We start from the raw sequence: 26,131 nt of genomic DNA, 5'->3' as shown, positions 1-26,131 counted from the left end.
GCCTCACTCACGCCGTTGTTACACTTATAAGAGTAAAAAAGTTTACCAAAACCCATTAATCCATTATAGCCATGGATCATAAATCTTATACAGAAAAGATCAAATACGTCCTGTCAAATGTATAAATAAATTATACGCGACGACGTTTTGGTGGGCGACAACCGTTATGTGGTACTGGAGTAACATCTTTAATAGCTGTAACTTCAAGACCAGCAGCTTGAAGAGCACGGATTGCAGCTTCACGTCCTGCGCCAGGGCCTTTTACAGTTACTTCAAGAGTTCTCATACCATGCTCCATTGAAACTTTAGCAGCAGTTTCAGCAGCCATTTGTGCAGCGAATGGAGTAGATTTACGTGAACCTTTGAAACCAAGGGCACCCGCACTTGACCATGAAATTGCATTTCCGTGTGCGTCTGTAATTGTTACGATCGTATTGTTGAATGTTGAACGGATGTGTGCAACACCAGATTCAATATTCTTTTTAACACGACGTTTACGAGTATTCGTTTTACGTGCCATTTATCCATTACCTCCCTTACTATTTCTTCTTGTTTGCTACAGTACGACGAGGTCCTTTACGTGTACGAGCGTTATTTTTAGTATTTTGACCTCTTACAGGTAATCCGCGACGATGACGCAGACCACGGTAAGAACCGATTTCGATTAAACGTTTGATGTTAAGTGAAACCTCACGACGAAGGTCACCTTCTACTTTATAACGGTCAATGATGTCACGAATCTTGTTTAATTCGTCTTCTGTAAGATCACGAACACGTGTATCTTCAGAAACACCAGCTTCTGCTAGGATTTTCTGTGCAGTTGGACGTCCGATTCCAAAAATATATGTTAAAGATATAACTACACGTTTTTCACGTGGAATATCAACACCAGCAATACGAGCCATTTAGACGTACACCTCCTTATTTATTAGCCTTGTTTTTGTTTATGTTTTGGGTTTTCACAAATTACCATTACTTTACCTTTTCTACGAATAACCTTACACTTTTCGCAGATAGGTTTTACTGATGGTCTCACTTTCATTTTTCAAACCTCCTTGATAGTTCGGAGCGCATTTATTTAAAACGGTACGTAATCCTACCGCGAGTCAAGTCATAAGGTGATAATTCAACCGTAACCTTGTCTCCGGGTAAAATACGAATAAAGTGCATGCGAATTTTACCAGAAACATGGGCCAAAACAGTATGACCATTCTCTAATTCAACTTTAAACATTGCATTAGGTAATGTCTCAGCAACAGTACCTTCAACTTCAATTACATCGTCTTTCGCCATTGGAATGTTCTCCCTTCTTCAAATCAGTAACTTGCTCATTGACAAACTTCGATACGCACAAACATTACTCTACGTTTGTCATCGACCAGTTTCTTTAATACTGCTCTGAACTTCCGGAGATACGTAATCAAAAATTAGATGAATGTTATTCTCATGAATAGGGTTTGTGCCTTACAATTTTGTTAAGATCTCATACCCTGTTTCTGTAATAGCAATCGTATGTTCAAAATGCGCACACGTTTTGCCATCGACTGTTACAACAGTCCAGTTATCTGCTAACGTCTTCACGTATCGACTACCTGCATTTACCATCGGTTCAACGGCAAGTACCATTCCTGGTTTTAAACGTGGTCCCTTATTAGGAGGACCATAATGTGGAATTTGCGGTTCCTCATGTAATTCTTTGCCTACACCGTGACCAACATATTCTCGAACAATCGAAAAACCGTGAGCCTCGACATATACTTGGATTGCATGAGAAATGTTTGAAAGACGCTCACCAGGCTTTGCTTCTTCTAATCCTCGATAAAGGGATTCTTCCGTTACTTCTAGAAGTTTCTGATTTTCCGCATGTATTTTGCCTACCGGATAAGTCCAAGCTGAATCACCATGATAACCATTATACTCAGCACCGATATCAATACTAATTATATCTCCATCTTGTAAGATGCGATCACCCGGTATACCGTGTACCAGCTCTTCACTAACAGATGTACAGATACTGCCGCGAAAACCATTATACCCTTTAAAGGAAGGAATTGCATTATATCCACGTATAAACTTTTCAGCAATTGTATCCAGTTCTTTCGTTGAAATCCCCGGAGTAATATACTTTTGTAATTCTTGGTGAGTCAATGCAACGATTTTACCTGCTTCGCGCATTATTTCAATTTCTCTTGGTGACTTACAAATAATCAATTATTTTAATCCCCCAAGGAGTTCCTCTATATCACCAAAAACTTTGTTAATTTCTTGTTGTCCATTGATATTGCGAAGATAGCCCTTTACTTGATAAAAGTCAAGAAGTGGCTTTGATTGCTCAATATTTACTTGAAGACGAGTTCCAACTGTCTCCGCATTATCATCAGCTCGCTGATATAGTTCTCCTCCACACTTATCGCATGTACCTTCCTGGCTAGGAGGGTTGAATACTAAATGGTAAGTAGAACCGCAGTCCTTACAAATTCGGCGACCTGTTAGTCGTTCGAGTAAAATCTCGGAATTAACTTCTATGTTAATTACATAGTCAATTTGTTTTCCAAGATCTGTGAGAATCGCTTCAAGTGCTTCTGCTTGTGGAACGGTACGCGGAAAACCATCAAGTAAAAATCCTTCGTTGCAATCGTCTTTGCTTAATCGTTCGCGGACAATTCCGATCGTAACTTCATCAGGAACAAGCTCACCTTTATCCATAAACGATTTTGCTTGAAGTCCTAGTTCTGTTCTATCTTTTATAGCAGCTCGGAACATATCTCCTGTTGAGATATGAGGGATATTGTACTTTTCTACGATTTTTTCAGCTTGAGTACCTTTACCAGCACCCGGAAGCCCCATTAATACTAAGTTCAAGTGATTTGCCCCCTCAGCCTCTTATCTTGGAGGTGCTGGGAAAAACATTCCCAGAACCTTATTTGATAAATCCTTTATAATGACGTTTTACAAGCTGACTTTCAAGCTGCTTCATTGTTTCTAGTGCAACACCGACAACGATAAGCAAGCTGGTTCCACCAATTTGTGCAGACTGCGGTAAATTCGCAAAAGTTATAAAGAATACAGGAAGAACTGAAATAGCTGCTAAGAAAATAGAACCAACAAAAGTTAAGCGATACAGAATTTTTGTTACATATTCTTGCGTATTTCTTCCTGGGCGAATCCCTGGAATATAGCCGCCTTGCTTTTTCAAATTATCTGCCATTTGCTCAGGATTAACTTGAACAAACGTATAGAAATATGTGAACGCAATGATTAGCGCGATATATATGATCATCCCAACAGGTTGAGTATAATCAAAATACTTTGTAATCCATTCAGTTACTGCATTAGGACCAAAGAACGATGCAATCGTTGGTGGCGTAATAATGAAGGAAACTGCAAAAATTACAGGAATAACTCCAGCCGCATTTACTTTTAACGGTAAATGTGTGGAGTGTCCTCCAACCGGGCTATTAGCAGCTAACCGCTTTGCATATTGAATTGGAATTTTACGTAAAGCTTGTTGTACAAATATTACACCTATGACAACAGCTACAACAGCAACTAGCAGTAAAACAACAGTAATGATGCTTAGGAATAATCGATCCCCTGCATCCTCAAATTGTTGAATATAGATTTGATTTACAGCTGTAGGAATTGCGGCAACAATACCCGCGAAAATGAGAATCGAAATCCCGTTCCCAACGCCTTTCGCTGTAATTTGTTCACCTAACCACATTAAAAATGCAGTACCAGCAGTCAGCACAACAGCGATTAATAAATACGTTGCGATATTTGGGTTTTCAATTAACATCCCGTTAGACATATTGTTAAAACCAATTGACATACCTATTGCTTGGATAAATCCTAGCACGATCGTTCCGTAGCGAGTAAACTGCGCTAATTTACGACGTCCAACTTCCCCTTGCTTGGACCATTCCGTAAATTTTGGAACAACGTCCATTTGCAACAATTGAATGATAATTGAAGCAGTAATGTAAGGCATGATTCCCATCGCAAGGATTGAGAAGTTAAACAATGCTCCACCACCAAATGTATTTAAGAGGCCGAACGCTGTATTGCTGTCAGTTGCTTTTAAAACGTCTGCATTGACATTTGGCACTGGAATAAAGGTGCCGATTCGAAATACTACTAGCATAAGTAAGGTGAATATAACTTTGTTTCTTATATCACCAACGCGCATAAAATTGGAGATTGTTTGAAACATTAGATCACCTCTGTTTTTCCGCCAGCAGCTTCAATCGCTTCTTGTGCAGTAGAGGAGAATTTGTGAGCTCTAACTGTTAGCTTTTTATCAAGAGTACCTTTTCCAAGGATCTTAATTCCAGCATTAAGTTTACTTACAACACCAGTTTCAATTAGAAGTTCAGGTGTTACTTCTGTTCCGTCTTCAAAACGATTTAGTGTTTCAAGGTTAACAATAGCAAAGTCTTTGCGATTGATGTTTGTAAAACCACGTTTTGGCAAACGTTGGAATAGAGGCATTTGACCACCTTCAAATCCTGGACGAACACCGCCACCAGAACGAGAGTTTTGACCTTTATGACCTCTACCAGCAGTTTTACCATTACCTGAACCAGTTCCGCGTCCTACACGATTACGAGTTTTACGGGATCCTTCAGTTGCTTGTAATTCATGAAGTTTCATTTGGGCACCTCCTTATTTCAAAAAAAAATCTAATTATTGTTCTTTAACCGTAACTAGGTGAGCAACTTTGTTAATCATACCGCGAATCGCAGCATTATCATCATGAACAACAGTTTGATGTAATTTTTTCAATCCAAGAGTACGAACAGTTACACGTTGGTCTTCAGGACGTCCGATGACACTGCGAGTGAGGGTAATTGATAATTTGTTTGACATTGTGTTTTCCCTCCTATCCTAACAGTTCTTCTACTGATTTACCACGTAACTTAGCTACTTCTTCAGCACGCTTTAATTGACTTAAGCCTTCAATAGTAGCACGAATCATATTTACTGGAGTGTTTGTTCCTAATGATTTAGAAAGGATATCACCGATACCAGCAAGTTCTAATACCGCACGAACTGGTCCACCAGCGATAACTCCAGTACCTTCAGATGCAGGCTTTAATAATACTTCACCTGCTCCGAATTGACCAATTACTTGGTGAGGAACTGTTGTTCCAACCATCGGTACAGAGATTAGGTTCTTTTTAGCATCTTCAATTGCTTTACGAATTGCATCTGGAACTTCTTGTGCTTTACCAGTTCCAAAACCAACATGTCCGTTTCTATCACCAACTACTACTAATGCTGCAAAGCGGAATCGACGTCCACCTTTTACAACCTTAGCAACACGGTTAACGGTAACTACGCGTTCTTCAAGTTCTAATTTATTTGGATCAATGCGACGCATCTATAATGTCCCTCCTTTTTTGTTAAAATTGTAATCCAGCTTCACGAGCAGCCTCAGCTAATGCTTTAACACGGCCGTGATATAGGTAACCTCCGCGGTCGAAAACAACCTCTTTGATTCCTTTTTCAATTCCACGCTTAGCAACTAGTTCGCCAACCTTTGTTGCTGCATCTACGTTACCAGCACCTTCAACAGAAAGCTCTTTATCTAATGTAGAGGCACTTACGATTGTTACTGAGTTAACATCATCGATTAATTGAGCGTAAATGTGTTTATTTGAACGGAACACATTTAAGCGAGGACGAGCAGCAGTTCCTGAAACACGAGAACGAACACGAGCATGTCTTTTTCTGCGAACTGCATTTTTATCCTTTTTCGTAATCATTTACGTCTCTCCTTTCTTTTACCTAAAAAGGCTTACTTCGCAGTTTTACCTTCCTTACGACGAACAAATTCACCTTCGTAACGAATACCTTTTCCTTTATAAGGCTCAGGCGGACGTACACCACGAATATTAGCAGCTAACGCGCCAACACGTTCTTTGTCGATACCTTTAACAATAATTTTAGTGTTAGAAGGAACATCGATTTCAACGCCAGTCTCTGGAACGATTTCTACTGGGTGAGAATATCCAACGTTTAGTACAAGCTTATTTCCAGCTTTTTGAGCACGGTATCCGACCCCGATTAGCTCTAAGCCTCTTTCAAACCCTTTGGATACACCTTCAACCATGTTTCCTAAAAGACTGCGAGTTGTTCCGTGAAGAGCACGGTGTTCTTTATTTTCAGTTGGACGAGCAACGCTGATCACGTTGTCTTCAACATTGATTTGCATATCAGGATGGAAAGCACGAGTTAACTCGCCTTTTGGTCCTTTTACAGTAACAGTATTACCGTTAAAAGTTACAGTAACACCAGATGGAATTTCAATTGGTTTTTTACCAATACGTGACATGTACTACACCTCCATTCTTATCAAGCTATTACCAAACGTAAGCTAATACTTCTCCGCCGGCTTGCTTTTGACGAGCTTCTTTATCAGTTAACACACCTTGTGAAGTTGAAACGATCGCGATTCCTAAACCGTTTAACACACGTGGTACTTCATCAGATTTTGCATATACACGTAGACCAGGCTTACTAATACGCTTAAGACCAGTAATTACGCGTTCATTGTTTGCACCGTATTTTAAGAACATACGGATAATACCTTGTTTGTCATCCTCAATATATTCAACATCACGAACGAAACCTTCACGCTTTAAAATTTCAGCGATTTCCCTTTTGATATTTGATGCAGGGATTTCAAGTTTTTCATGACGTACCATGTTCGCATTACGGATGCGAGTAAGCATATCTGCAATTGGATCTGTCATCACCATAGTATTTTTACCTCCTTCCCAATTCGGGGTTTACCAACTTGCTTTTTTTACACCAGGAATTTGACCCTTATAAGCTAGTTCACGGAAACAAATACGGCATAATTTAAATTTACGTAATACAGAGTGTGGACGGCCGCAACGTTCGCAACGAGTGTACTCTTGTACTTTAAATTTCTGTGTGCGCTTTTGTTTCGCAATCATTGATTTTTTAGCCACGTTTTCGCCTCCTTTACTTTTGGAACGGCATACCGAATGCTGTTAATAACTCACGAGCTTCTTCGTCAGTATTTGCAGTAGTTACGATAACGATATCCATACCACGAACTTTACTTACTTTATCGTAATCAATTTCAGGGAAAATTAATTGTTCTTTTACACCTAAAGTGTAGTTACCACGGCCATCAAATGATTTCTTTGATACACCACGGAAGTCACGTACACGTGGTAATGAAATTGAAACAAGTTTATCTAAGAATTGATACATGCGCTCACCGCGTAGTGTAACTTTTGCTCCGATTGGCATTCCTTCTCGAAGACGGAAACCAGCGATTGAATTCTTAGCTCTAGTTACAACTGGCTTTTGACCACTTAGAGCAGCTAATTCCTCTACTGCGTTGTCTAATACTTTAGAGTTTTGAACTGCGTCACCAACACCCATGTTGATCACGATTTTGTCTACTTTTGGAACCTGCATAACAGACTTATAGTTAAACTTGCTCACTAGAGCAGGTGTAATTTCTTTTTGAAACTTTTCTTTTAGGCGGTTCATGTAAATACCTCCTTTCTTCGTTTACTATTTATCTAAAACTTCACCAGATTTGTTTGCTACACGTACCTTTTTGCCATTAACTTCTTTGTAACCAACACGTGTTGGGTTACCAGATTTAGGATCTAATGGCATTACATTTGATACATGAATAGGTGCCTCTTGGCTAATGATTCCACCTTGTGGATTCACTTGAGACGGTTTTGAGTGTTTTTTTACGATATTAACGCCTTCAACAAGAACACGGTCTTTCTTTGGGTAGCTTTCAAGGATCACACCTTGTTTACCTTTATCTTTCCCTGAAATAACCTGTACCTTGTCACCCTTTTTTACATGCATCTATTTCGCACCTCCTTAAAGGCCAATCAATTTCGAATTATAATACTTCTGGAGCTAGTGAAACAATTTTCATAAAGTTGCTATCACGTAATTCACGTGCTACTGGACCGAAGATACGAGTTCCACGTGGACTCTTGTCGTCACGGATAATAACACAAGCATTTTCATCAAAACGGATGTAAGTACCATCATTGCGACGTACACCACGCTTCGTACGTACGATTACAGCTTTAACAACGTCACCTTTTTTAACAACGCCACCTGGTGTTGCTTGTTTTACTGTACATACAATAACATCACCAATATTTGCTGTTTTACGACCAGAACCACCTAATACTTTAATAGTTAGTACTTCACGTGCTCCTGAGTTGTCAGCAACTTTCAAACGAGTTTCTTGTTGAATCATTCATGAAACCTCCCTTCGGATTATTGATTGATCCGAACAAAATTTAATTAGATAATAACTGCTTTTTCTACTACTTCAACAAGACGGAAGCGTTTAGTAGCAGATAATGGGCGAGTCTCCATAATTCTAACGATGTCGCCAGCTTTTGCAACATTGTTTTCATCATGAGCTTTAAATTTCTTTGAATACTTTACGCGTTTCCCGTAAAGTGAATGTTTCTTATAAGTTTCTACAAGAACAGTGACTGTTTTATCCATTTTGTCAGATACAACACGTCCTGTGTAGACTTTGCGTTGGTTACGTTCACTCACTATCGTAGACCTCCTTCCTGGTTATCGATTATTTACGACCGATTTCTCTTTCGCGGACTACTGTTTTCATACGAGCGATCGATTTACGAACTTCACGAATACGTGCAGTATTCTCAAGTTGACCAGTAGCTAGTTGAAAGCGAAGGTTAAATAACTCTTCTTTTAATGATTTTACTTTTTGTTCAATTTCGGCAGTGGTAAGGTCACGGATTTCATTAGCTTTCATTTGATTCACCACCAATTTCTTCACGTTTTACAAACTTTGTTCTAACTGGTAGCTTATGAGCTGCTAGACGCAGAGCTTCACGAGCGATCTCTTCAGATACGCCAGCAATTTCAAATAATACTTTTCCAGGTTTAACAACAGCTACCCATCCTTCAGGAGCACCTTTACCAGATCCCATACGTACCTCTAAAGGTTTTGAAGTATAAGGCTTAGATGGGAAAATTTTAATCCAAACTTTACCGCCACGTTTCATATAACGTGTCATTGCGATACGAGCAGCTTCGATTTGACGGTTTGTGATCCAAGAAGCGTCTTGAGCTTGTAAACCGTATTCTCCGAAGTGTACTTCTGTACCACCTTTTGCTTGACCACGCATTTTTCCACGGTGTTCTCTGCGGTATTTCACACGTTTTGGTAATAACATATTATTTTCCTCCTTCCTCTTTTTTCTTCTTTGTAGGAAGGACCTCTCCACGATAGATCCAAACTTTTACACCAATTTTACCGTAAGTTGTGTCAGCTTCAGCAGTACCGTAATCGATGTCTGCACGAAGTGTGTGAAGTGGAACAGTTCCTTCACTATAATGTTCTCCACGAGCGATATCAGCTCCGCCTAGACGACCAGACGTTTGAGTTTTGATACCTTGAGCACCTGCACGCATTGTGCGTTGGATTGCTTGTTTCTGTGCACGACGGAAAGAAACACGGTTTTCTAATTGACGAGCAATGTTTTCGGCTACTAGAGTTGCATCTAAATCAGCTCTTTTAATTTCAAGGATGTTGATGTGTACTCTTTTACCTGTTAATTGGTTTAATGCTTTACGAAGTGCTTCTACTTCTGTACCACCTTTACCAATTACCATACCTGGTTTAGCAGTATGGACAGTAACGTTAATACGGTTAGCTGCACGTTCGATCTCAATTTTAGAAACAGACGCATCACTTAAGCGTTTAGCGATGTATTCGCGAACTTTAATGTCTTCGTGTAATAAATCTGCATAGTCTTTGCCTGCGTACCATTTTGACTCCCAGTCACGAATGATACCAACACGCATTCCAATTGGATTAACTTTTTGACCCACTACTTATCCCTCCTTCTTTTCTGATACCACGATTGTAATGTGGCTAGTGCGCTTGTTTATTTGGCTTGCACGTCCCATAGCTCTTGGACGGAATCTTTTTAATGTTGGACCTTCATTTACATATGCTTCAGTAATAACTAGGTTATTAGCGTCCATTTCGTAGTTATGCTCTGCATTCGCAATCGCAGAATTTAATACTTTTTCTACAATAGGAGAAGCAGCTTTTGGTGTATGACGTAGGATTGCAACTGCTTCACCTACTTGCTTGCCTCGAATTAAATCTGCTACTAAACGAACTTTACGAGGAGCAATACGAACTGTTCTCGCAACAGCTTTAGCTTGCATAGATAATCCTCCTCTCATTAGCGTCTTGTTTTCTTATCGTCATTTGCGTGACCTTTGTAAGTACGAGTTGGTGCGAATTCACCAAGTTTGTGACCTACCATATCTTCAGTAACATAGACTGGCACATGTTTACGACCATCATATACCGCAATTGTATTACCGATGAATTGAGGGAAAATCGTTGAACGGCGTGACCAAGTCTTAATAACTTGTTTCTTTTCAGATCCGTTTAGATTTTCAACCTTTTTCAATAAATGATCATCTACAAAAGGTCCTTTTTTCAAACTGCGTCCCATAAGTGAACCTCCCTTCGTGATTGACCTACGGTTCCGGTGAACCGTAGCACAATCCCGTTATTTTTTACGACGACGTACGATAAATTTATCTGATTTGTTTTTCTTCTTACGAGTTTTCGCACCAAGAGTTGGTTTACCCCACGGAGTCATTGGTGACTTACGTCCGATAGGTGCTTTACCTTCACCACCACCATGTGGGTGATCGTTAGGGTTCATTACAGATCCACGTACAGTTGGGCGTTTACCTAACCAACGGTTACGACCTGCTTTACCAATGTTAACTAGTTCATGTTGTTCGTTACCCACTTGACCAACAGTAGCGCGGCAAGTAGCAAGGATCATACGAACTTCGCCTGAATTTAAACGAACAAGAACATATTTACCTTCTTTACCAAGTACTTGTGCAGAAGTACCAGCAGAACGAATTAATTGACCGCCTTTACCAGGCTTTAATTCGATATTGTGAACAACTGTACCTACTGGGATATTTGCTAACGGAAGAGCGTTACCTACTTTAATGTCAGCTTCAGGACCTGAAAATACCTCCACACCTACTTCTAGGTTTTTTGGAGCAAGAATGTAACGTTTTTCTCCATCTGCATAGTTGATTAATGCAATGTTAGCTGAACGGTTTGGATCATATTCGATCGTAGCAACGCGTCCTGGTATACCATCTTTATCGCGTTTAAAGTCGATTACACGGTATTGACGCTTGTGTCCGCCAGCTTGATGACGTACTGTAATTTTACCTTGGTTATTACGTCCGCCTTTTCTATGAATAGGCGCTAGTAATGATTTTTCCGGTTTGTCAGTAGTAATGACAGAAAAATCTAAAGTTGTCATTCCACGACGACCATTAGAGGTTGGTTTGTAATGTTTAATCGCCATCTCTATTTCCCTCCTTCTCTATAAAATTAAACTTCAAAGAATTCGATTTCTTTGCTATCAGCAGTTAATTTAACGATTGCTTTTCTGCGACGATTTGTATATCCACTGTGACGTCCTACACGTTTGAACTTACCTTTGTAGTTCATGATGTTTACTTTTTCAATCTTCACACCGAAAATTTGCTCAATAGCAACTTTAACTTCAGTTTTGTTAGATTTCACGTCAACATCAAATGTGTATTTCTTTTCAGCCATTAGGTCTGATGAACGTTCAGTAATAACAGGGCTCTTAATAATATCACGAGGATCTTTCATTATGCGAGCACCTCCTCTACTTTTTGCACCGCAGCTTTAGTAATCACAAGCTTATCATGGTTTAGAACATCAAGAACACTTACTCCATTTGCAGCAACAACAGTTACTCCAGGAATATTACGTGCTGAAAGTTCTACTGCTTCATTTACGTCCGCAGTTACGATTAACGCCTTACGATCTACGTTTAATCCTTTCAGTACCGCAACCATGTCTTTTGTTTTAGGAGCATCAAATACTAGATTTTCTAATACTAGGATGTTTTCCTCTAATACCTTAGTAGATAAAGCAGATTTGATTGCTAAACGGCGTACTTTTTTAGGTAATTTGAAAGAATAGCTTCTTGGAGTTGGACCAAATACAGTTCCACCGCCACGCCATTGTGGTGAACGGATTGAACCTTGACGAGCACGACCAGTACCCTTTTGACGCCATGGTTTACGTCCTCCGCCAGCTACTTCTGAGCGGATTTTAGTTTTGTGAGTTCCTTGACGTAAGGAAGCTCTTTGCATGATTACTGCATCGAACAATACTTGTTGATTTGGCTCAATACCGAATACAGAATCGTTTAATTCGATTTCTCCAACAGCTGAACCAGTTTGGTTATACAATGATACTTTAGGCATTCAAATGTCCTCCTTTCCTAGTAAGTTACTTTGCTTTAACAGCACTTTTTACTGTAATAACAGATTTTCTCGGACCAGGTACATTACCTTTTACTAGAAGAAGATTACGTTCTGTATCTACTTTCACGATCTCTAAGTTTTGTACTGTGATACGTTCTCCACCCATACGACCAGGTAGAAGTTTGTTTTTGAACACACGGTTCGGAGCTACAGGTCCCATTGAACCAGGACGACGGTGATAACGAGAACCGTGAGACATAGGTCCGCGAGATTGTCCGTGGCGCTTGATTGCACCTTGGAATCCTTTACCTTTTGAAATTCCTGTTACATCTACAATATCTCCTTCAGCGAAGATATCAACTTTGACTTCCTGACCAACTTCATACTCATCTAAGTTAACTCCGCGTAATTCGCGAACGAAGCGCTTAGGTGCAGTGTTTGCTTTTGATGCATGACCCTTTTCTGGTTTGTTTGAAAGCTTTTCTCTTTTGTCTTCGAAACCGATTTGTACAGCCTCATAGCCGTCAGTTTCAACTGATTTCTTTTGAAGAACTACGTTTGCAGCAGCTTCGATTACAGTTACAGGGATAAGCTCACCATTACCTACGAACACTTGAGTCATACCAACTTTTCTTCCTAAGATTCCTTTGGTCATTAGTCACACCTCCTATAATATTTACGTTATATTTCATTTTAAAATTAAAGTTTGATTTCAATGTCAACACCTGACGGTAAGTCTAAACGCATTAGTGAATCAACAGTTTGTGGTGTTGGGTTAATGATGTCGATTAAGCGTTTGTGAGTACGCATTTCGAATTGCTCACGAGAATCTTTATACTTGTGAACAGCACGAAGAATCGTATATACAGACTTCTCAGTTGGAAGTGGTATCGGACCAGAAACTGCTGCTCCAGAACGCTTTGCTGTCTCTACGATTTTCTCTGCAGATTGATCAAGAATTCTGTGATCATATGCTTTTAAACGAATACGAATTTTTTGTTTTGCCATTATTTTCCCTCCTTTTTTCGCCTATTTTTAAAATAGACCTTCTCCGTGGAAATTTCCTTACACTCGCCATGGCAAAGCGGCCGGGTGTATCAGCAACCTTCCACATCATCGCAGTCAAAGACCAACATTGTCTATTATATAGAAACCAAATACGAAATGCAACATTATTCTTCGTTTTATGCATGTCTTTCGCACTTTTTCAATTATACACACCATCAGTAGACATTTCAACAAAAGTCCCAATATATTTTTGCGTAAGATAATGGAAATTGCGTTCGTTTTGTTTTCCTTATTCGATCACATATTTTTTTCAATATATATAGAAGAAACTGTGCAAAAAAAAACAGGCGGATGATCCGCCTGTTTTTGAAAACGTATTGTTATTACTCTTGAATAGAAGCAACAACGCCAGCGCCTACTGTACGTCCACCTTCACGAATTGAGAACTTAGTTCCTTCTTCGATTGCAACTGAAGCGATTAGTTCAACAGTCATTTCGATGTTGTCACCAGGCATTACCATTTCTACGCCTTCTGGAAGGTTACAAATTCCAGTTACATCAGTTGTACGGAAGTAGAACTGCGGGCGATAATTTGAGAAGAATGGAGTGTGACGTCCACCTTCTTCTTTTGATAAAACGTAAACTTCAGCTTTGAACTTTGTGTGTGGCTTGATTGTACCTGGTTTAGCAAGTACTTGACCACGTTGGATGTCTTCACGAGCAACCCCACGAAGAAGTGCACCAATGTTGTCACCAGCTTCAGCAAAATCAAGAAGCTTACGGAACATTTCAACACCTGTTACAGTAGTTGTTTTTGGCTCTTCAGTTAAACCGATGATTTCAACTACTTCACCAACTTTAACTTGTCCACGCTCAACACGACCTGTAGCAACAGTTCCACGACCAGTGATTGAGAATACATCCTCAACTGGCATCATGAATGGTTTTTCAGTGTCACGTACTGGAGTTGGAACGTACTCATCAACAGCAGCCATTAATTCAATAATTTTGTCTTCCCACTCAGCTTCACCTTCAAGAGCCTTAAGAGCAGAACCTTTAATTACTGGTACATCGTCACCAGGGAATTCGTATTCAGAAAGAAGGTCACGAACTTCCATTTCTACTAATTCTAATAATTCTTCGTCATCTACCATGTCACATTTGTTCATGAATACAACTAGGTAAGGAACACCTACTTGACGAGAAAGAAGGATGTGCTCACGAGTTTGTGGCATTGGGCCATCAGCAGCAGATACAACTAGGATACCGCCGTCCATTTGAGCAGCACCAGTAATCATGTTCTTAACGTAGTCAGCGTGTCCTGGGCAGTCAACGTGTGCGTAGTGACGGTTGTCAGTTTCGTACTCAACGTGAGAAGTTGAGATTGTGATTCCACGTTCTCTCTCTTCAGGAGCACCATCGATTTGATCATACCCCATTGCAGTACCTTTTCCGCTTCTTTTAGCAAGAACAGAAGTGATAGCAGCTGTTAAAGTAGTTTTACCATGGTCAACGTGTCCAATTGTACCAATATTAGCATGTGGTTTCGAACGGTCAAATTTCTCTTTTCCCATTTGAAAAGCCTCCTTAAGTATTTGTTATTTTATATTTTAAAGTATGATATCCCGAAAGTGGGTTATCCCACTTTCAGAGTCTACATAAGTAGTTATACTTGATGTAAAGATGAAAATCAATTATTCACCTTTATTTTTTTTGATAATTTCTTCAGAAATTGATTTTGGTACTTCTTCATAGTGATCGAAGTGCATTGTGAATACTCCACGACCTTGTGTATTAGAACGTAATGAAGTAGCGTAACCAAACATTTCAGAAAGTGGAACCATAGCACGTACTACTTGAGCGTTACCGCGAGCTTCCATTCCTTCAACACGTCCACGACGAGAAGTAATACCTCCCATAATGTCGCCCATGTATTCTTCAGGAATAACAACTTCAACTCTCATAACAGGCTCAAGGATAACTGGTTGACATTTTGAAGCAGCGTTTTTAAGTGCCATTGATGCAGCAATCTTAAACGCCATTTCACTAGAGTCAACATCATGGTATGAACCATCATAAAGTCTAGCTTTAATGTCAACTAACGGATAACCTGCTAGAACCCCTCTATCAAGAGCGTCTTCTAGACCAGCTTGTACAGCAGGGATGTATTCACGTGGAACTACCCCACCAACAATTCCGTTTTCAAATTCGAAGCCTTTTCCTTCTTCGTTTGGTGAGAATTCAATCCAAACGTGTCCGTATTGTCCGCGTCCACCAGATTGACGAGCGAATTTACCTTCAACCTGTGCAGATTGACGGAATGTTTCGCGGTATGCAACTTGTGGAGCACCAACGTTTGCTTCTACTTTGAACTCACGTTTCATACGATCTACTAGTACGTCTAAGTGTAACTCACCCATACCAGCGATGATTGTTTGACCTGTTTCTTGGTCAGTGTGTGCTCTAAATGTTGGATCTTCTTCTTGAAGCTTTTGTAAAGCTGTAGACATCTTGTCTTGGTCAGCTTTTGATTTTGGTTCAACAGATAGTTGAATAACTGGTTCTGGGAATGTCATTGATTCAAGGATTACATTATCCTTTTCATCACACAATGTATCACCAGTTGTTGTATCTTTTAATCCAACAGCTGCAGCGATATCACCTGCATATACAGTTGATATTTCCTCACGGTGGTTCGCGTGCATTTGAAGGATACGTCCAACACGCTCACGCTTCCCTTTAGTTGAGTTCTTCACGTATGATCCAGAATTTAAAGTACCTGAATATACACGGAAGAATGTTAACTTACCAACATAAGGATCTGTCATTACTTTAAACGCAAGAGCTGAGAACGGCTCACTGTCGTCTGAATGACGCGCAATTTCTTCTCCAGTGTCTGCATCATGACCTTCAATTGATGCAACATCTGTAGGAGCTGGAAGATAATCGATTACAGCATCTAGCATTTTTTGAACACCTTTGTTCTTGAATGCAGTACCACACATTACAGGGTAGAACTCTACCTTTAGTGTTGCAGTACGAATAGCCTTTTTCAATTCCTCGTTAGAGATTTCTTCTCCACCAAGGTATCTTTCCATTAAATCTTCATCCAATTCCGCTACTGCTTCTACAAGCTTTTCACGGTATTCGTTTGCTTGGTCTAAATATTCTTCAGGAATTTCTCCTTCTTCAATTTCAGTACCAAGGTCATTACCATAGAATGTTGCAGTCATTTCAACTAGGTCAATAATACCTCTGAATTGATCTTCTGCACCAATCGGTAATTGGATTGGGTGTGCATTCGCTTGTAAACGGTCATGAAGTGTACCAACAGAATATAGAAAGTCAGCACCGATCTTGTCCATTTTATTTACGAATACAGCTCTTGGAACTCCGTATGTTGTAGCTTGACGCCAAACTGTTTCAGTTTGCGGCTCAACACCGGATTGTGCATCAAGAACAGTTACCGCACCATCAAGTACACGAAGTGAACGTTCAACCTCTACTGTGAAGTCTACGTGTCCTGGAGTGTCGATGATGTTAACGCGGTGACCCTTCCATGATGCAGTAGTTGCAGCAGATGTAATTGTAATACCGCGTTCCTGTTCTTGCTCCATCCAGTCCATTTGAGACGCACCTTCGTGGGTTTCACCAAGTTTGTGAATTTTACCAGTGTAATAAAGGATACGCTCAGTGGTCGTTGTTTTACCAGCATCGATGTGTGCCATGATACCGATATTACGAGTGTTTTCTAAGGAGAACTCTCTTGCCATTTGGGTCTTTCTCCTTCCTATGAGTAAGTATAATTTTTATTGTAGTAAATGCTCTGTTAATCTACTTAACAGAGCTAATAAATCTAAGGCAATCGCCGAGGGCGATAATATAATTCAGCAGTTGCTGAATTATATTATTACCAACGGTAGTGAGCAAACGCTTTGTTTGCTTCTGCCATTTTGTGAGTATCTTCACGTTTCTTAACAGATGCACCAGAGTTGTTAGCTGCATCAAGAATTTCGTTAGCTAAACGCTCTTCCATCGTTTTTTCTCCACGAAGGCGAGCATAGTTTACTAACCAACGTAAACCTAATGTAGTACGACGGTCTGGGCGAACTTCAATAGGAACTTGATAGTTTGCACCACCTACACGACGTGCTTTTACTTCTAGAACAGGCATGATGTTTTTAAGTGCTTGTTCAAACACTTCCATAGCATCTTTACCTGAACGTTGTTGAACTAATTCAAACGCATTATATAAAATCGCTTGAGATTTACCTCTTTTTCCATCAACCATCATTTTGTTGATTAAACGAGTTACAAGCTTTGAATTATATATTGGATCCGGTAATACATCTCTCTTAGCGACAGGTCCTTTACGAGGCATTGATATTTCCTCCTTTCAGTCTTAAATATGTTAGTCTATTATTTCTTAGCAGCTTTTGGTCTCTTAGTACCGTATTTAGAACGACTTTGTGCACGGTTATTAACACCAGCAGTATCTAACGCACCACGAACGATGTGATAACGTACCCCTGGTAAGTCTTTAACACGTCCACCACGAATTAGAACAACACTGTGCTCTTGTAGATTGTGTCCAATTCCTGGGATGTAAGCAGTAACCTCAATTCCGTTAGTTAAACGAACACGAGCATACTTACGAAGTGCTGAGTTTGGCTTCTTAGGAGTCATAGTACCAACACGAGTACAAACACCACGCTTTTGAGGTGAAGTAGTGTTAGTTTGTGACTTTTTGAAGCTGTTATAACCTTTATTTAACGCTGGAGAGTCTGAATTTTGAACTTTAGATTCACGACCCTTACGAATCAATTGGTTAATTGTAGGCATTTTTGTTTCCTCCCTTCTCTTTTCGTCAAGACCACATATCCAGGTGGTTCATTTTTTTACAAAAACAAAGTCTTTGTAGAATCTATGATCCACAAAAACAGTTTTTAATTAATAATTGCCACAGTAGAAGCCCCTACTTCGATTCCACAAGCCTTTCCTAGCTTCTTCATCGAGTCTACCTTTGATATTGGAATTTGTTGTTCATCTGCCAGTTGTAATACTTTATTGATTACACGGCGATCAGCATCTTCTGCCACAACAATTTCCACTACCTTTTCAGTTTGTATAGCTTTTACTGCTTGCTTTGTACCAATGATAATCTTCTTTGCCTGTGATACTTTTTCATAAGACATGTAAAATATCCTCCAAAGCAACAGGTTTAAGGAGCACCTTAGATATATTAACACCCTAAGAGAAGGATGTCAACTACAAGTAAATAAAATTATTTCGGCCCGCAGCAGACATCCAACATCTTAGATATGCTCTTCTAACCTTTATTCAACACCTACTGGATCTTCTTGTTGCTCAACAACTACCGCTTCTGCTCGACGATAGCGATTCATACCAGTACCTGCCGGAACAAGTTTACCAATAATTACATTCTCTTTTAATCCTAGTAACTCATCACGTTTTCCTTTAATTGCAGCATCTGTTAGCACTCGTGTTGTTTCTTGGAATGATGCAGCAGACAGGAATGAATCAGTTTCTAGTGATGCTTTTGTAATACCTAGAAGTACTGGTCTACCAGTAGCAGGAGCTTTACCTTCCAGTAAAACTTTCGTGTTTGCATCAGTGAACTGATGTATATCAAGTAGTGAACCTGGCAACACATCTGTGTCTCCTGCATCAGTGACTCTAACTTTACGAAGCATTTGTCTAACCATTACTTCGACGTGTTTATCACCGATTTCAACACCCTGCATACGATATACTTTTTGAACTTCTTTTAGGAGGTATTCTTGAACCTCGTTTGTACTTGTTACCTTCAATAATTCCTTCGGATCAACTGAACCTTCTGTTAATACCTGACCACTTTCAACCTCTTGCCCTTCTGCAACTTTCAGACGAGCACTGTATGGCGCGGTGTAAGAACGAGATTCAACATCACCTTGGATCACGATTTCCTGCTGTCTATCTTTTACTTCATTAATGGATGTTACTACACCATTAATTTCGGTAATAACAGCCTGACCTTTCGGATTTCTCGCTTCAAAAAGCTCTTGAATACGAGGTAGACCTTGTGTGATGTCGTCTCCTGCAACCCCACCGGTGTGGAATGTACGCATTGTAAGCTGTGTTCCTGGCTCTCCGATTGATTGAGCGGCAATAATTCCAACTGCTTCCCCAACTTCAACCTCTGATCCAGTTGCAAGATTTCGTCCATAACATTTTTTACATACGCCATGGCGTGTGTTACATGTAAAGGCAGAACGAATGGTTACTTCTTCAACTCCAGCATCCACAATTGTTTTTGCAAGATCTTCTGTAATTAATTCGTTTTCTGCAACTAACACTTCATTGGTTTTCGGGTTAACAATTTTCTTTCTTGCATAACGACCTTCCAGACGCTCTTCTAAAGGCTCGATAATTTCTGATCCTTCTCTTAACGCTGAAACAAGCAGGCCGCGATCTGTGCCACAGTCGTCTTCTCGTACGATTACGTCTTGGGCAACATCAACTAAACGTCTTGTTAGGTAACCGGAGTCAGCTGTCTTTAGGGCTGTATCCGCAAGTCCTTTACGCGCACCGTGTGTCGAAATAAAGTATTCTAATACCGTTAATCCTTCACGGAAGCTTGATTTAATTGGAAGTTCAATGATACGTCCAGCCGGGTTCGCCATTAGTCCACGCATACCAGCTAACTGTGTGAAGTTAGATGCGTTACCACGGGCACCAGAGTCACTCATCATGAAGATTGGGTTGCGCTTATCAAGTGAAGCCATTAGTTTACCTTGAATAATGTCTTTCGCAGCACTCCAGATCGAGATGACACGATCATAACGCTCATCTTCCGTAATTAGACCACGTCTAAATTGTTTTAATACATTATCAACCTTCGCTTGTGCTTGTGCTAGGATTTCTTCTTTTTCAGCTAATACAACAATGTCAGCTACACCAACGGTAATTCCTGCTTTTGTTGAATGCTTAAATCCAAGATCCTTCATGCGATCAAGCATTTTTGAGGTTTCTGTAATTTTAAAACGTTTGAAGACTTCAGCAATAATATTACCGAGAATTTTCTTCTTAAACGGATCAATCTGTTCTTGATTTTGAATAAGTTCTTTAACATTTGCACCTTTAGGTACGAAGTATTTATCAGGTGTCTTCACTTCTAAGTTCGTTCCTGTAGGTTCGTTAATATACGGGAACGATTTAGGAAGAATTTCGTTAAAAATTAACTTACCAACTGTTGTTATGAGCAACATATTATTTTGTTCTTCTGTAAATGTTTCGTTATTTAATGAACCGGCATGTACTGCAACCCTTGTATGGTAGTGAACATAACCATTTTGGTATGCAAGAATAGCTTCGTTTGTATCCTTAAAGACCATTCCTTCACCGACTGCTCCAGGACGTTCCATTGTTAAGTAATAGTTACCTAAAACCATATCTTGTGATGGCGTAACAACTGGTTTTCCGTCTTTCGGGTTAAGAATGTTTTGTGCCGCCAACATTAATAGTCTTGCTTCAGCTTGTGCTTCAGCAGAAAGTGGTACGTGGACCGCCATTTGGTCACCATCGAAGTCTGCGTTGTAGGCAGTACATACAAGTGGATGCAGACGAATTGCACGTCCTTCAACTAATGTTGGTTCGAATGCTTGGATCCCTAATCGGTGCAATGTAGGGGCACGGTTTAAGAGAACTGGATGTTCCTTAATAACTGATTCAAGTACATCCCAAACTTCTGGCTGCACCCGTTCAATTTTACGTTTCGCACTCTTTATATTATGAGCAAGCCCTTTTTCAACTAGCTCTTTCATTACAAATGGTTTGAATAATTCCAATGCCATTTCCTTTGGTAAACCACATTGGTACATCTTTAGGTTCGGACCTACAACGATAACGGAACGACCAGAGTAGTCAACACGTTTTCCTAATAGGTTTTGACGGAAGCGACCTTGTTTTCCTTTTAGCATATGTGAAAGAGATTTTAACGGACGGTTACCAGGACCTGTAACTGGTCTACCACGACGACCATTGTCAATCAGAGCATCAACTGCTTCTTGAAGCATACGTTTTTCGTTCTGAACGATGATGCTTGGAGCGCCTAAATCTAAAAGACGTTTTAAGCGGTTGTTACGGTTAATTACACGACGATATAAATCGTTTAAGTCAGAAGTCGCAAAACGACCGCCATCAAGCTGAACCATTGGTCGTAGTTCAGGCGGGATAACTGGCAGCACATCAAGGATCATCCATGAAGGCTCGTTACCTGAATTACGGAATGCCTCTAATACTTCTAGTCGCTTAATTGCACGAGTTCTTCTTTGTCCTTGAGAAGTTTTTAATTCTTCTTTAAGGCCATCGACTTCTTTTTCGAGATCAATGTCAAAGAGAAGCTTTTTAATTGCTTCAGCTCCCATTGCTGCATGGAATGTGTTTCCGTATTTTTCACGGTATGCACGATATTCCTTTTCAGAAAGCAATTGCTTTTTGTCTAAAGGAGTATCTCCAGTTTCTGTTACAACATAGGATGCAAAATAAATTACTTCTTCAAGAGCCCGAGGAGACATGTCTAGGACAAGTCCCATTCTGCTTGGAATTCCTTTAAAGTACCAGATATGTGATACAGGTGCAGCAAGTTCGATATGCCCCATACGTTCACGACGAACTTTTGCACGAGTTACTTCGACGCCGCATCGGTCACAAACGACACCTTTGTAGCGAACACGCTTGTATTTACCACAGTGACATTCCCAGTCCTTTTGCGGACCAAAAATTCGTTCACAGAATAACCCATCTTTTTCTGGTTTTAATGTACGATAGTTGATTGTTTCTGGCTTTTTCACTTCACCGAAAGACCATGAACGGATCTTATCGGGTGAAGCAAGACCAATGCTCATGTATTCAAAATTATTAACATCTAGCAAGGGGCCTACCTCCCTTTTGATCTACAGGATTATCCTACTTGACCTTTGCATTTACAATCAAATGCGCCTTGGCGTATTTGCGCCAAAGGCTTTAACGTAAATCAGCAGGAGTATCGACTTCTGCTGATTTATGTTATGTTATCTATTCTTTAACAACTGCGTTCTTTTCTAGTTCTGAATCGATTTGCTTGTCAGAATCAAGGGAGATTCCCTCTGACTGACTCGCTTCTTCATCATCATCTGTATCACGCAATTCAATCTCTTTTTCATCACTGGAAAGCATCTTCACATCTAATCCTAGTGATTGAAGTTCTTTAATCAATACTTTGAACGATTCAGGGATACCAGGTTCTGGTACATTTTCACCCTTAACAATCGCTTCATATGTCTTCACACGACCGACAACATCGTCTGATTTAACCGTCAGGATTTCTTGTAGTGTATATGCAGCACCATAGGCTTCAAGCGCCCAAACTTCCATCTCACCGAAACGTTGTCCTCCGAACTGAGCTTTACCACCAAGTGGTTGCTGTGTAACAAGAGAATAAGGTCCAGTTGAACGAGCGTGAAGTTTGTCGTCAACCATGTGCGCCAATTTGATCATGTACATCACTCCGACAGATACACGGTTGTCAAACGGTTCACCCGTTCTTCCATCGTATAAAACCGTCTTCGCATCTCGGGACATTCCAGCTTCCTCTAATGTATCCCATACATCTTCTTCAGTTGCACCGTCAAATACTGGTGATGCAACATGTATGCCAAGTTGTCTTGCAGCCATACCTAAGTGTAGCTCTAGCACCTGACCGATGTTCATACGTGAAGGAACCCCTAATGGGTTTAACATGATATCAATCGGTGTTCCATCTGGAAGGAATGGCATATCCTCTTCAGGAAGAATTCTTGAAATTACCCCTTTGTTTCCGTGACGACCAGCCATCTTATCACCTTCGTGAATTTTACGTTTTTGAACGATGTAGACACGAACAAGCTGGTTGACACCTGGTGGTAATTCATCCCCGTCTTCACGGTTGAATACTTTCACGTCCAGGATAATCCCTTCTCCACCATGTGGTACACGAAGAGAGGTATCACGAACTTCACGTGCTTTTTCACCGAAGATTGCATGTAAAAGCCGTTCTTCTGCTGTGAGCTCCGTCACCCCTTTAGGTGTAACCTTACCTACAAGTAAATCCCCGTCTTTTACTTCTGCACCAATGCGGATGATTCCACGCTCGTCAAGATTACGTAATGCATCTTCCCCAACGTTCGGAATATCACGTGTGATTTCTTCAGGTCCTAATTTTGTATCACGGGATTCAGATTCATATTCTTCAATATGAATAGAAGTATACACATCATCTTTTACAAGTCTTTCACTCATAATAATGGCATCTTCATAGTTGTATCCGTCCCAAGTCATGAAACCAACTAGAACGTTACGTCCAAGGGCTAGTTCACCCTGTTCCATTGAAGGACCGTCGGCAAGGATCTCTCCTTTTACAACTTCGTCCCCTTCTGTCACAATCGGACGTTGGTTATAACATGTACCTTGGTTAGATCGAATGAATTTAAGAAGACGGTATTTATCAAGATCACCTTTTACCTTTTGCCCATCTACTTCGGCATAGCGGCGTACCCAAATTTGTTTTGCTTCAACCCGCTCAACAACACCAGGGTGTTTACAGATAACAGCGGCTCCTGAGTCTTTACCAGATACATATTCCATACCAGTACCAACAAGCGGAGCTTCAGGGTTCATTAGTGGAACAGCTTGACGTTGCATGTTCGCACCCATTAGCGCACGGTTTGAGTCGTCATTTTCCAAGAACGGAATACAAGCCGTTGCTGCTGATACAACCTGTTTTGGCGATACGTCCATGTAGTCAATTCGATCACGGTGAACAACTGTGTTTTCACCTTTGAAACGAGCAACTATATCTTCATCAACAAATTCACCATCATCATTTAAACGAGAGTTCGCCTGAGCGGTAACATAGTTATCCTCTTCGTCTGCAGTTAAGTAATCAATACGGTTAGTAACTTTACCTGTTTCCGGGTCGACTCTTCGATATGGAGTTTCAATAAACCCAAATCGATTCACTTTTGCATAGGATGATAACGAGTTGATTAGTCCAATATTTGGACCTTCCGGTGTTTCAATCGGACACATACGTCCATAGTGAGAATAGTGAACGTCACGCACTTCAAATCCCGCACGTTCACGTGTAAGTCCACCAGGTCCTAATGCTGAAAGTCTTCGTTTATGTGTTAATTCTGCCAATGGATTAGTTTGGTCCATGAACTGTGAAAGCTGTGAACTTCCAAAGAACTCTTTAATAGACGCAATCACTGGACGAATATTGATTAGTTGCTGTGGAGTAATAGTATTTGTATCTTGAATTGACATTCTCTCACGAACAACACGTTCCATTCTTGATAATCCGATACGGAATTGGTTTTGCAGAAGCTCACCAACAGAACGTAAACGACGATTACCTAAATGGTCAATATCATCTGTATCTCCAACCTGATGTAATAGGTTAAAGAAATAGCTTATAGAAGAAAGAATATCCGCTTGTGTAATATTCTTAACGCCTTCTTCAATATAGGCATTCCCAATGACATTAATGACTTGTTCGCCATCCGGATCATTTGGTGCGTAAATTTTAATAGATTGAAGAGTAATTTCTTCATCAATTACGCCACCTGATGGTTGAAGTGATTTAAAACCAATACCATTCTCTAAATATGGAATGATACGATCTAGCGTTCTTCGATCGAGAAGAGTGTCCTTCTCTACGATTATTTCACCTGTTTCTGGATCAACAAGTGTTTCCGCTAAACGTTGATTAAACAAACGGTTTTTAATATGGAGTTTTTTATTAATCTTGTAGCGTCCTACACTTGCCAGATCGTAACGCTTCGGATCGAAAAAGCGTGATTCTAATAAACTTTTCGCATTATCTACCGTCGGTGGTTCTCCCGGACGAAGACGCTCATATATTTCTAGTAATGCTTTTTCTGTGCTTTCTGTGTTGTCTTTTTCAAGTGTGTTACGTAAATATTCATTCTCACCAAATAAATCGATGATTTCTTGATCAGAGCCAAACCCAAGCGCGCGTAAAAGAACCGTAACAGGCAATTTACGAGTACGGTCAATACGAACGTACACAACATCCTTCGCATCTGTTTCATACTCTAACCATGCACCACGGTTTGGTATTACCGTTGCAGTAAAGCCGCGTTTACCATTCTTATCAACTTTACCACTGAAATAAACACTCGGTGAACGAACCAATTGAGAAACAATTACACGTTCTGCACCATTGATTACGAATGTACCTGTTTCTGTCATGAGTGGGAAATCACCCATGAATACATCTTGATCTTTTACTTCACCTGTTTCTTTATTGATCAAACGCACCTTAACTCGAAGTGGCGCTGAATAAGTAACATCTCTTTCCTTTGATTCTTCTACAGAATATTTTGGTTCACTTAAACTGTAATCAATGAAATCTAGAGATAGATTACCTGTAAAATCTTCAATCGGGGAAATATCCTGGAACATCTCCCTAAGACCCTCATCAAGAAACCATTGATAAGAAGAGGTTTGAATCTCAATAAGATTTGGTAATTCTAAAACCTCACTAATACGAGCATAACTCCTCCGCTCTCGGTGTCGTCCATACTGAACTAGTTGACCTATCAACCCATTCACCCCTCATATCAAGCGTTATTAATCTTGCTATTTTATAAACACTTACTAGTTATGAAAGTCTAATTTATACCTTATAATTAGTAAGATTGTAAACCACAAATCAAAATGA

General features: G+C 40.1%; 35 protein-coding genes and 1 pseudogene. All 36 read right to left on the bottom strand.

Annotated elements, in window-relative coordinates:
* Positions 1–130: 130 nt before the first annotated feature.
* On the bottom strand, positions 131–520 hold the full coding sequence (rpsK, locus tag LKW28_RS18455) for a 30S ribosomal protein S11 (protein ID WP_229141912.1): 390 nt from the start codon (positions 518–520) through the stop codon (positions 131–133).
* A gap of 19 nt (positions 521–539) precedes the next feature.
* Positions 540–905 (bottom strand): 30S ribosomal protein S13, encoded by a 366-nt coding sequence (gene rpsM, locus LKW28_RS18450; protein ID WP_229141911.1) that lies wholly within the window; start codon positions 903–905, stop codon positions 540–542.
* A gap of 23 nt (positions 906–928) precedes the next feature.
* Positions 929–1,042, bottom strand: coding sequence for a 50S ribosomal protein L36 (rpmJ, locus tag LKW28_RS18445; protein ID WP_003156543.1), 114 nt, complete (start codon positions 1,040–1,042; stop codon positions 929–931).
* Between the two features lie 32 nt (positions 1,043–1,074).
* The gene (gene infA, locus LKW28_RS18440; protein ID WP_010285101.1) at positions 1,075–1,293 is read right to left on the bottom strand and encodes a translation initiation factor IF-1; all 219 of its coding nucleotides are present in this window, start codon (positions 1,291–1,293) and stop codon (positions 1,075–1,077) included.
* A pseudogene (locus tag LKW28_RS18435) lies at positions 1,271–1,458 on the bottom strand (RNA-binding protein); the annotation flags it as partial. The gene infA and the pseudogene LKW28_RS18435, both read right to left, overlap by 23 nt.
* 6 nt (positions 1,459–1,464) lie before the next feature.
* The gene (gene map, locus LKW28_RS18430) at positions 1,465–2,211 is read right to left on the bottom strand and encodes a type I methionyl aminopeptidase (protein ID WP_229141910.1); all 747 of its coding nucleotides are present in this window, start codon (positions 2,209–2,211) and stop codon (positions 1,465–1,467) included.
* A complete protein-coding gene (locus LKW28_RS18425) occupies positions 2,212–2,862 on the bottom strand; it encodes an adenylate kinase (protein WP_229141909.1) in 651 nt (216 codons plus the stop codon). It lies immediately after the preceding gene.
* Between the two features lie 58 nt (positions 2,863–2,920).
* Positions 2,921–4,213: a preprotein translocase subunit SecY gene (secY, locus tag LKW28_RS18420; RefSeq protein WP_229141908.1), complete on the bottom strand. Its 1,293-nt coding sequence runs from the start codon at positions 4,211–4,213 to the stop codon at positions 2,921–2,923.
* Complete coding sequence (gene rplO / locus LKW28_RS18415) at positions 4,213–4,653, bottom strand: 50S ribosomal protein L15 (protein WP_229141907.1); 441 nt, start codon at positions 4,651–4,653, stop codon at positions 4,213–4,215. The genes secY and rplO overlap by 1 nt, the downstream gene beginning before the upstream one ends.
* A 33-nt stretch (positions 4,654–4,686) precedes the next feature.
* The gene (gene rpmD / locus LKW28_RS18410) at positions 4,687–4,869 is read right to left on the bottom strand and encodes a 50S ribosomal protein L30 (RefSeq protein ID WP_229141906.1); all 183 of its coding nucleotides are present in this window, start codon (positions 4,867–4,869) and stop codon (positions 4,687–4,689) included.
* A gap of 13 nt (positions 4,870–4,882) precedes the next feature.
* The gene (gene rpsE, locus LKW28_RS18405; protein WP_229141905.1) at positions 4,883–5,383 is read right to left on the bottom strand and encodes a 30S ribosomal protein S5; all 501 of its coding nucleotides are present in this window, start codon (positions 5,381–5,383) and stop codon (positions 4,883–4,885) included.
* Between the two features lie 22 nt (positions 5,384–5,405).
* Positions 5,406–5,768, bottom strand: coding sequence for a 50S ribosomal protein L18 (rplR, locus tag LKW28_RS18400; RefSeq protein ID WP_229141904.1), 363 nt, complete (start codon positions 5,766–5,768; stop codon positions 5,406–5,408).
* Positions 5,769–5,800: 32 nt separating this feature from the next.
* Entirely contained in the window at positions 5,801–6,337 is a 537-nt protein-coding gene (gene rplF / locus LKW28_RS18395; protein WP_229141903.1) for a 50S ribosomal protein L6, read from the bottom strand.
* Between the two features lie 28 nt (positions 6,338–6,365).
* A complete protein-coding gene (gene rpsH / locus LKW28_RS18390; RefSeq protein ID WP_229141902.1) occupies positions 6,366–6,764 on the bottom strand; it encodes a 30S ribosomal protein S8 in 399 nt (132 codons plus the stop codon).
* 30 nt (positions 6,765–6,794) lie between these two features.
* Positions 6,795–6,980, bottom strand: coding sequence for a 30S ribosomal protein S14 (rpsN, locus tag LKW28_RS18385; protein WP_010285078.1), 186 nt, complete (start codon positions 6,978–6,980; stop codon positions 6,795–6,797).
* Positions 6,981–6,993: 13 nt separating this feature from the next.
* Complete coding sequence (gene rplE / locus LKW28_RS18380; protein WP_229141901.1) at positions 6,994–7,533, bottom strand: 50S ribosomal protein L5; 540 nt, start codon at positions 7,531–7,533, stop codon at positions 6,994–6,996.
* A 24-nt stretch (positions 7,534–7,557) separates the two neighbouring features.
* Positions 7,558–7,869 carry a 50S ribosomal protein L24 gene (rplX, locus tag LKW28_RS18375; protein WP_229141900.1) on the bottom strand — a complete coding sequence of 104 codons (312 nt, stop codon included), beginning with the start codon at positions 7,867–7,869 and terminating at the stop codon, positions 7,558–7,560.
* 37 nt (positions 7,870–7,906) lie between these two features.
* The gene (gene rplN, locus LKW28_RS18370) at positions 7,907–8,275 is read right to left on the bottom strand and encodes a 50S ribosomal protein L14 (protein ID WP_058000134.1); all 369 of its coding nucleotides are present in this window, start codon (positions 8,273–8,275) and stop codon (positions 7,907–7,909) included.
* 47 nt (positions 8,276–8,322) lie between these two features.
* Positions 8,323–8,586 carry a 30S ribosomal protein S17 gene (gene rpsQ, locus LKW28_RS18365; RefSeq protein WP_229141899.1) on the bottom strand — a complete coding sequence of 88 codons (264 nt, stop codon included), beginning with the start codon at positions 8,584–8,586 and terminating at the stop codon, positions 8,323–8,325.
* 28 nt (positions 8,587–8,614) lie between these two features.
* The gene (rpmC, locus tag LKW28_RS18360; protein WP_010285065.1) at positions 8,615–8,812 is read right to left on the bottom strand and encodes a 50S ribosomal protein L29; all 198 of its coding nucleotides are present in this window, start codon (positions 8,810–8,812) and stop codon (positions 8,615–8,617) included.
* On the bottom strand, positions 8,802–9,236 hold the full coding sequence (gene rplP / locus LKW28_RS18355) for a 50S ribosomal protein L16 (protein WP_229141898.1): 435 nt from the start codon (positions 9,234–9,236) through the stop codon (positions 8,802–8,804). Before rplP ends, rpmC begins: the two co-directional genes overlap by 11 nt.
* 1 nt (position 9,237) lies before the next feature.
* Positions 9,238–9,894, bottom strand: coding sequence for a 30S ribosomal protein S3 (rpsC, locus tag LKW28_RS18350; protein WP_229141897.1), 657 nt, complete (start codon positions 9,892–9,894; stop codon positions 9,238–9,240).
* Between the two features lie 3 nt (positions 9,895–9,897).
* Positions 9,898–10,239 (bottom strand): 50S ribosomal protein L22, encoded by a 342-nt coding sequence (rplV, locus tag LKW28_RS18345; RefSeq protein WP_229141896.1) that lies wholly within the window; start codon positions 10,237–10,239, stop codon positions 9,898–9,900.
* A gap of 17 nt (positions 10,240–10,256) precedes the next feature.
* The gene (gene rpsS, locus LKW28_RS18340) at positions 10,257–10,535 is read right to left on the bottom strand and encodes a 30S ribosomal protein S19 (RefSeq protein WP_229141895.1); all 279 of its coding nucleotides are present in this window, start codon (positions 10,533–10,535) and stop codon (positions 10,257–10,259) included.
* Between the two features lie 57 nt (positions 10,536–10,592).
* Positions 10,593–11,423 (bottom strand): 50S ribosomal protein L2, encoded by an 831-nt coding sequence (gene rplB, locus LKW28_RS18335; protein WP_229141894.1) that lies wholly within the window; start codon positions 11,421–11,423, stop codon positions 10,593–10,595.
* 26 nt (positions 11,424–11,449) lie between these two features.
* Positions 11,450–11,737 carry a 50S ribosomal protein L23 gene (gene rplW / locus LKW28_RS18330; RefSeq protein ID WP_229141893.1) on the bottom strand — a complete coding sequence of 96 codons (288 nt, stop codon included), beginning with the start codon at positions 11,735–11,737 and terminating at the stop codon, positions 11,450–11,452.
* Positions 11,737–12,360, bottom strand: a complete 624-nt coding sequence (rplD, locus tag LKW28_RS18325) for a 50S ribosomal protein L4 (protein ID WP_229141892.1) — start codon at positions 12,358–12,360, stop codon at positions 11,737–11,739. Before rplD ends, rplW begins: the two co-directional genes overlap by 1 nt.
* A gap of 25 nt (positions 12,361–12,385) precedes the next feature.
* The gene (gene rplC, locus LKW28_RS18320; RefSeq protein WP_229141891.1) at positions 12,386–13,015 is read right to left on the bottom strand and encodes a 50S ribosomal protein L3; all 630 of its coding nucleotides are present in this window, start codon (positions 13,013–13,015) and stop codon (positions 12,386–12,388) included.
* Between the two features lie 44 nt (positions 13,016–13,059).
* Positions 13,060–13,368 (bottom strand): 30S ribosomal protein S10, encoded by a 309-nt coding sequence (gene rpsJ / locus LKW28_RS18315; protein WP_003348621.1) that lies wholly within the window; start codon positions 13,366–13,368, stop codon positions 13,060–13,062.
* 383 nt (positions 13,369–13,751) lie between these two features.
* Positions 13,752–14,942, bottom strand: a complete 1,191-nt coding sequence (gene tuf, locus LKW28_RS18310) for an elongation factor Tu (protein ID WP_229141890.1) — start codon at positions 14,940–14,942, stop codon at positions 13,752–13,754.
* Positions 14,943–15,062: 120 nt separating this feature from the next.
* Complete coding sequence (gene fusA / locus LKW28_RS18305; protein WP_229141889.1) at positions 15,063–17,141, bottom strand: elongation factor G; 2,079 nt, start codon at positions 17,139–17,141, stop codon at positions 15,063–15,065.
* Between the two features lie 137 nt (positions 17,142–17,278).
* A complete protein-coding gene (gene rpsG, locus LKW28_RS18300) occupies positions 17,279–17,749 on the bottom strand; it encodes a 30S ribosomal protein S7 (protein WP_229141888.1) in 471 nt (156 codons plus the stop codon).
* 38 nt (positions 17,750–17,787) lie between these two features.
* A complete protein-coding gene (gene rpsL, locus LKW28_RS18295; RefSeq protein ID WP_229141887.1) occupies positions 17,788–18,210 on the bottom strand; it encodes a 30S ribosomal protein S12 in 423 nt (140 codons plus the stop codon).
* A 104-nt stretch (positions 18,211–18,314) separates the two neighbouring features.
* A complete protein-coding gene (locus LKW28_RS18290) occupies positions 18,315–18,563 on the bottom strand; it encodes a 50S ribosomal protein L7ae-like protein (protein ID WP_229141886.1) in 249 nt (82 codons plus the stop codon).
* A gap of 141 nt (positions 18,564–18,704) precedes the next feature.
* Positions 18,705–22,301 carry a DNA-directed RNA polymerase subunit beta' gene (gene rpoC, locus LKW28_RS18285; RefSeq protein ID WP_229141885.1) on the bottom strand — a complete coding sequence of 1,199 codons (3,597 nt, stop codon included), beginning with the start codon at positions 22,299–22,301 and terminating at the stop codon, positions 18,705–18,707.
* Positions 22,302–22,443: 142 nt separating this feature from the next.
* Positions 22,444–26,013 (bottom strand): DNA-directed RNA polymerase subunit beta, encoded by a 3,570-nt coding sequence (rpoB, locus tag LKW28_RS18280; protein WP_229141884.1) that lies wholly within the window; start codon positions 26,011–26,013, stop codon positions 22,444–22,446.
* Between the last annotated feature and the right edge of the window lie 118 nt (positions 26,014–26,131).

The sequence above is a fragment of the Bacillus sp. REN16 genome (assembly GCF_020731355.1).
In the GTDB taxonomy this organism is placed as follows: domain Bacteria; phylum Bacillota; class Bacilli; order Bacillales; family Bacillaceae_L; genus Ferdinandcohnia.
This window is presented reverse-complemented; position numbering and strand designations above follow the sequence as displayed.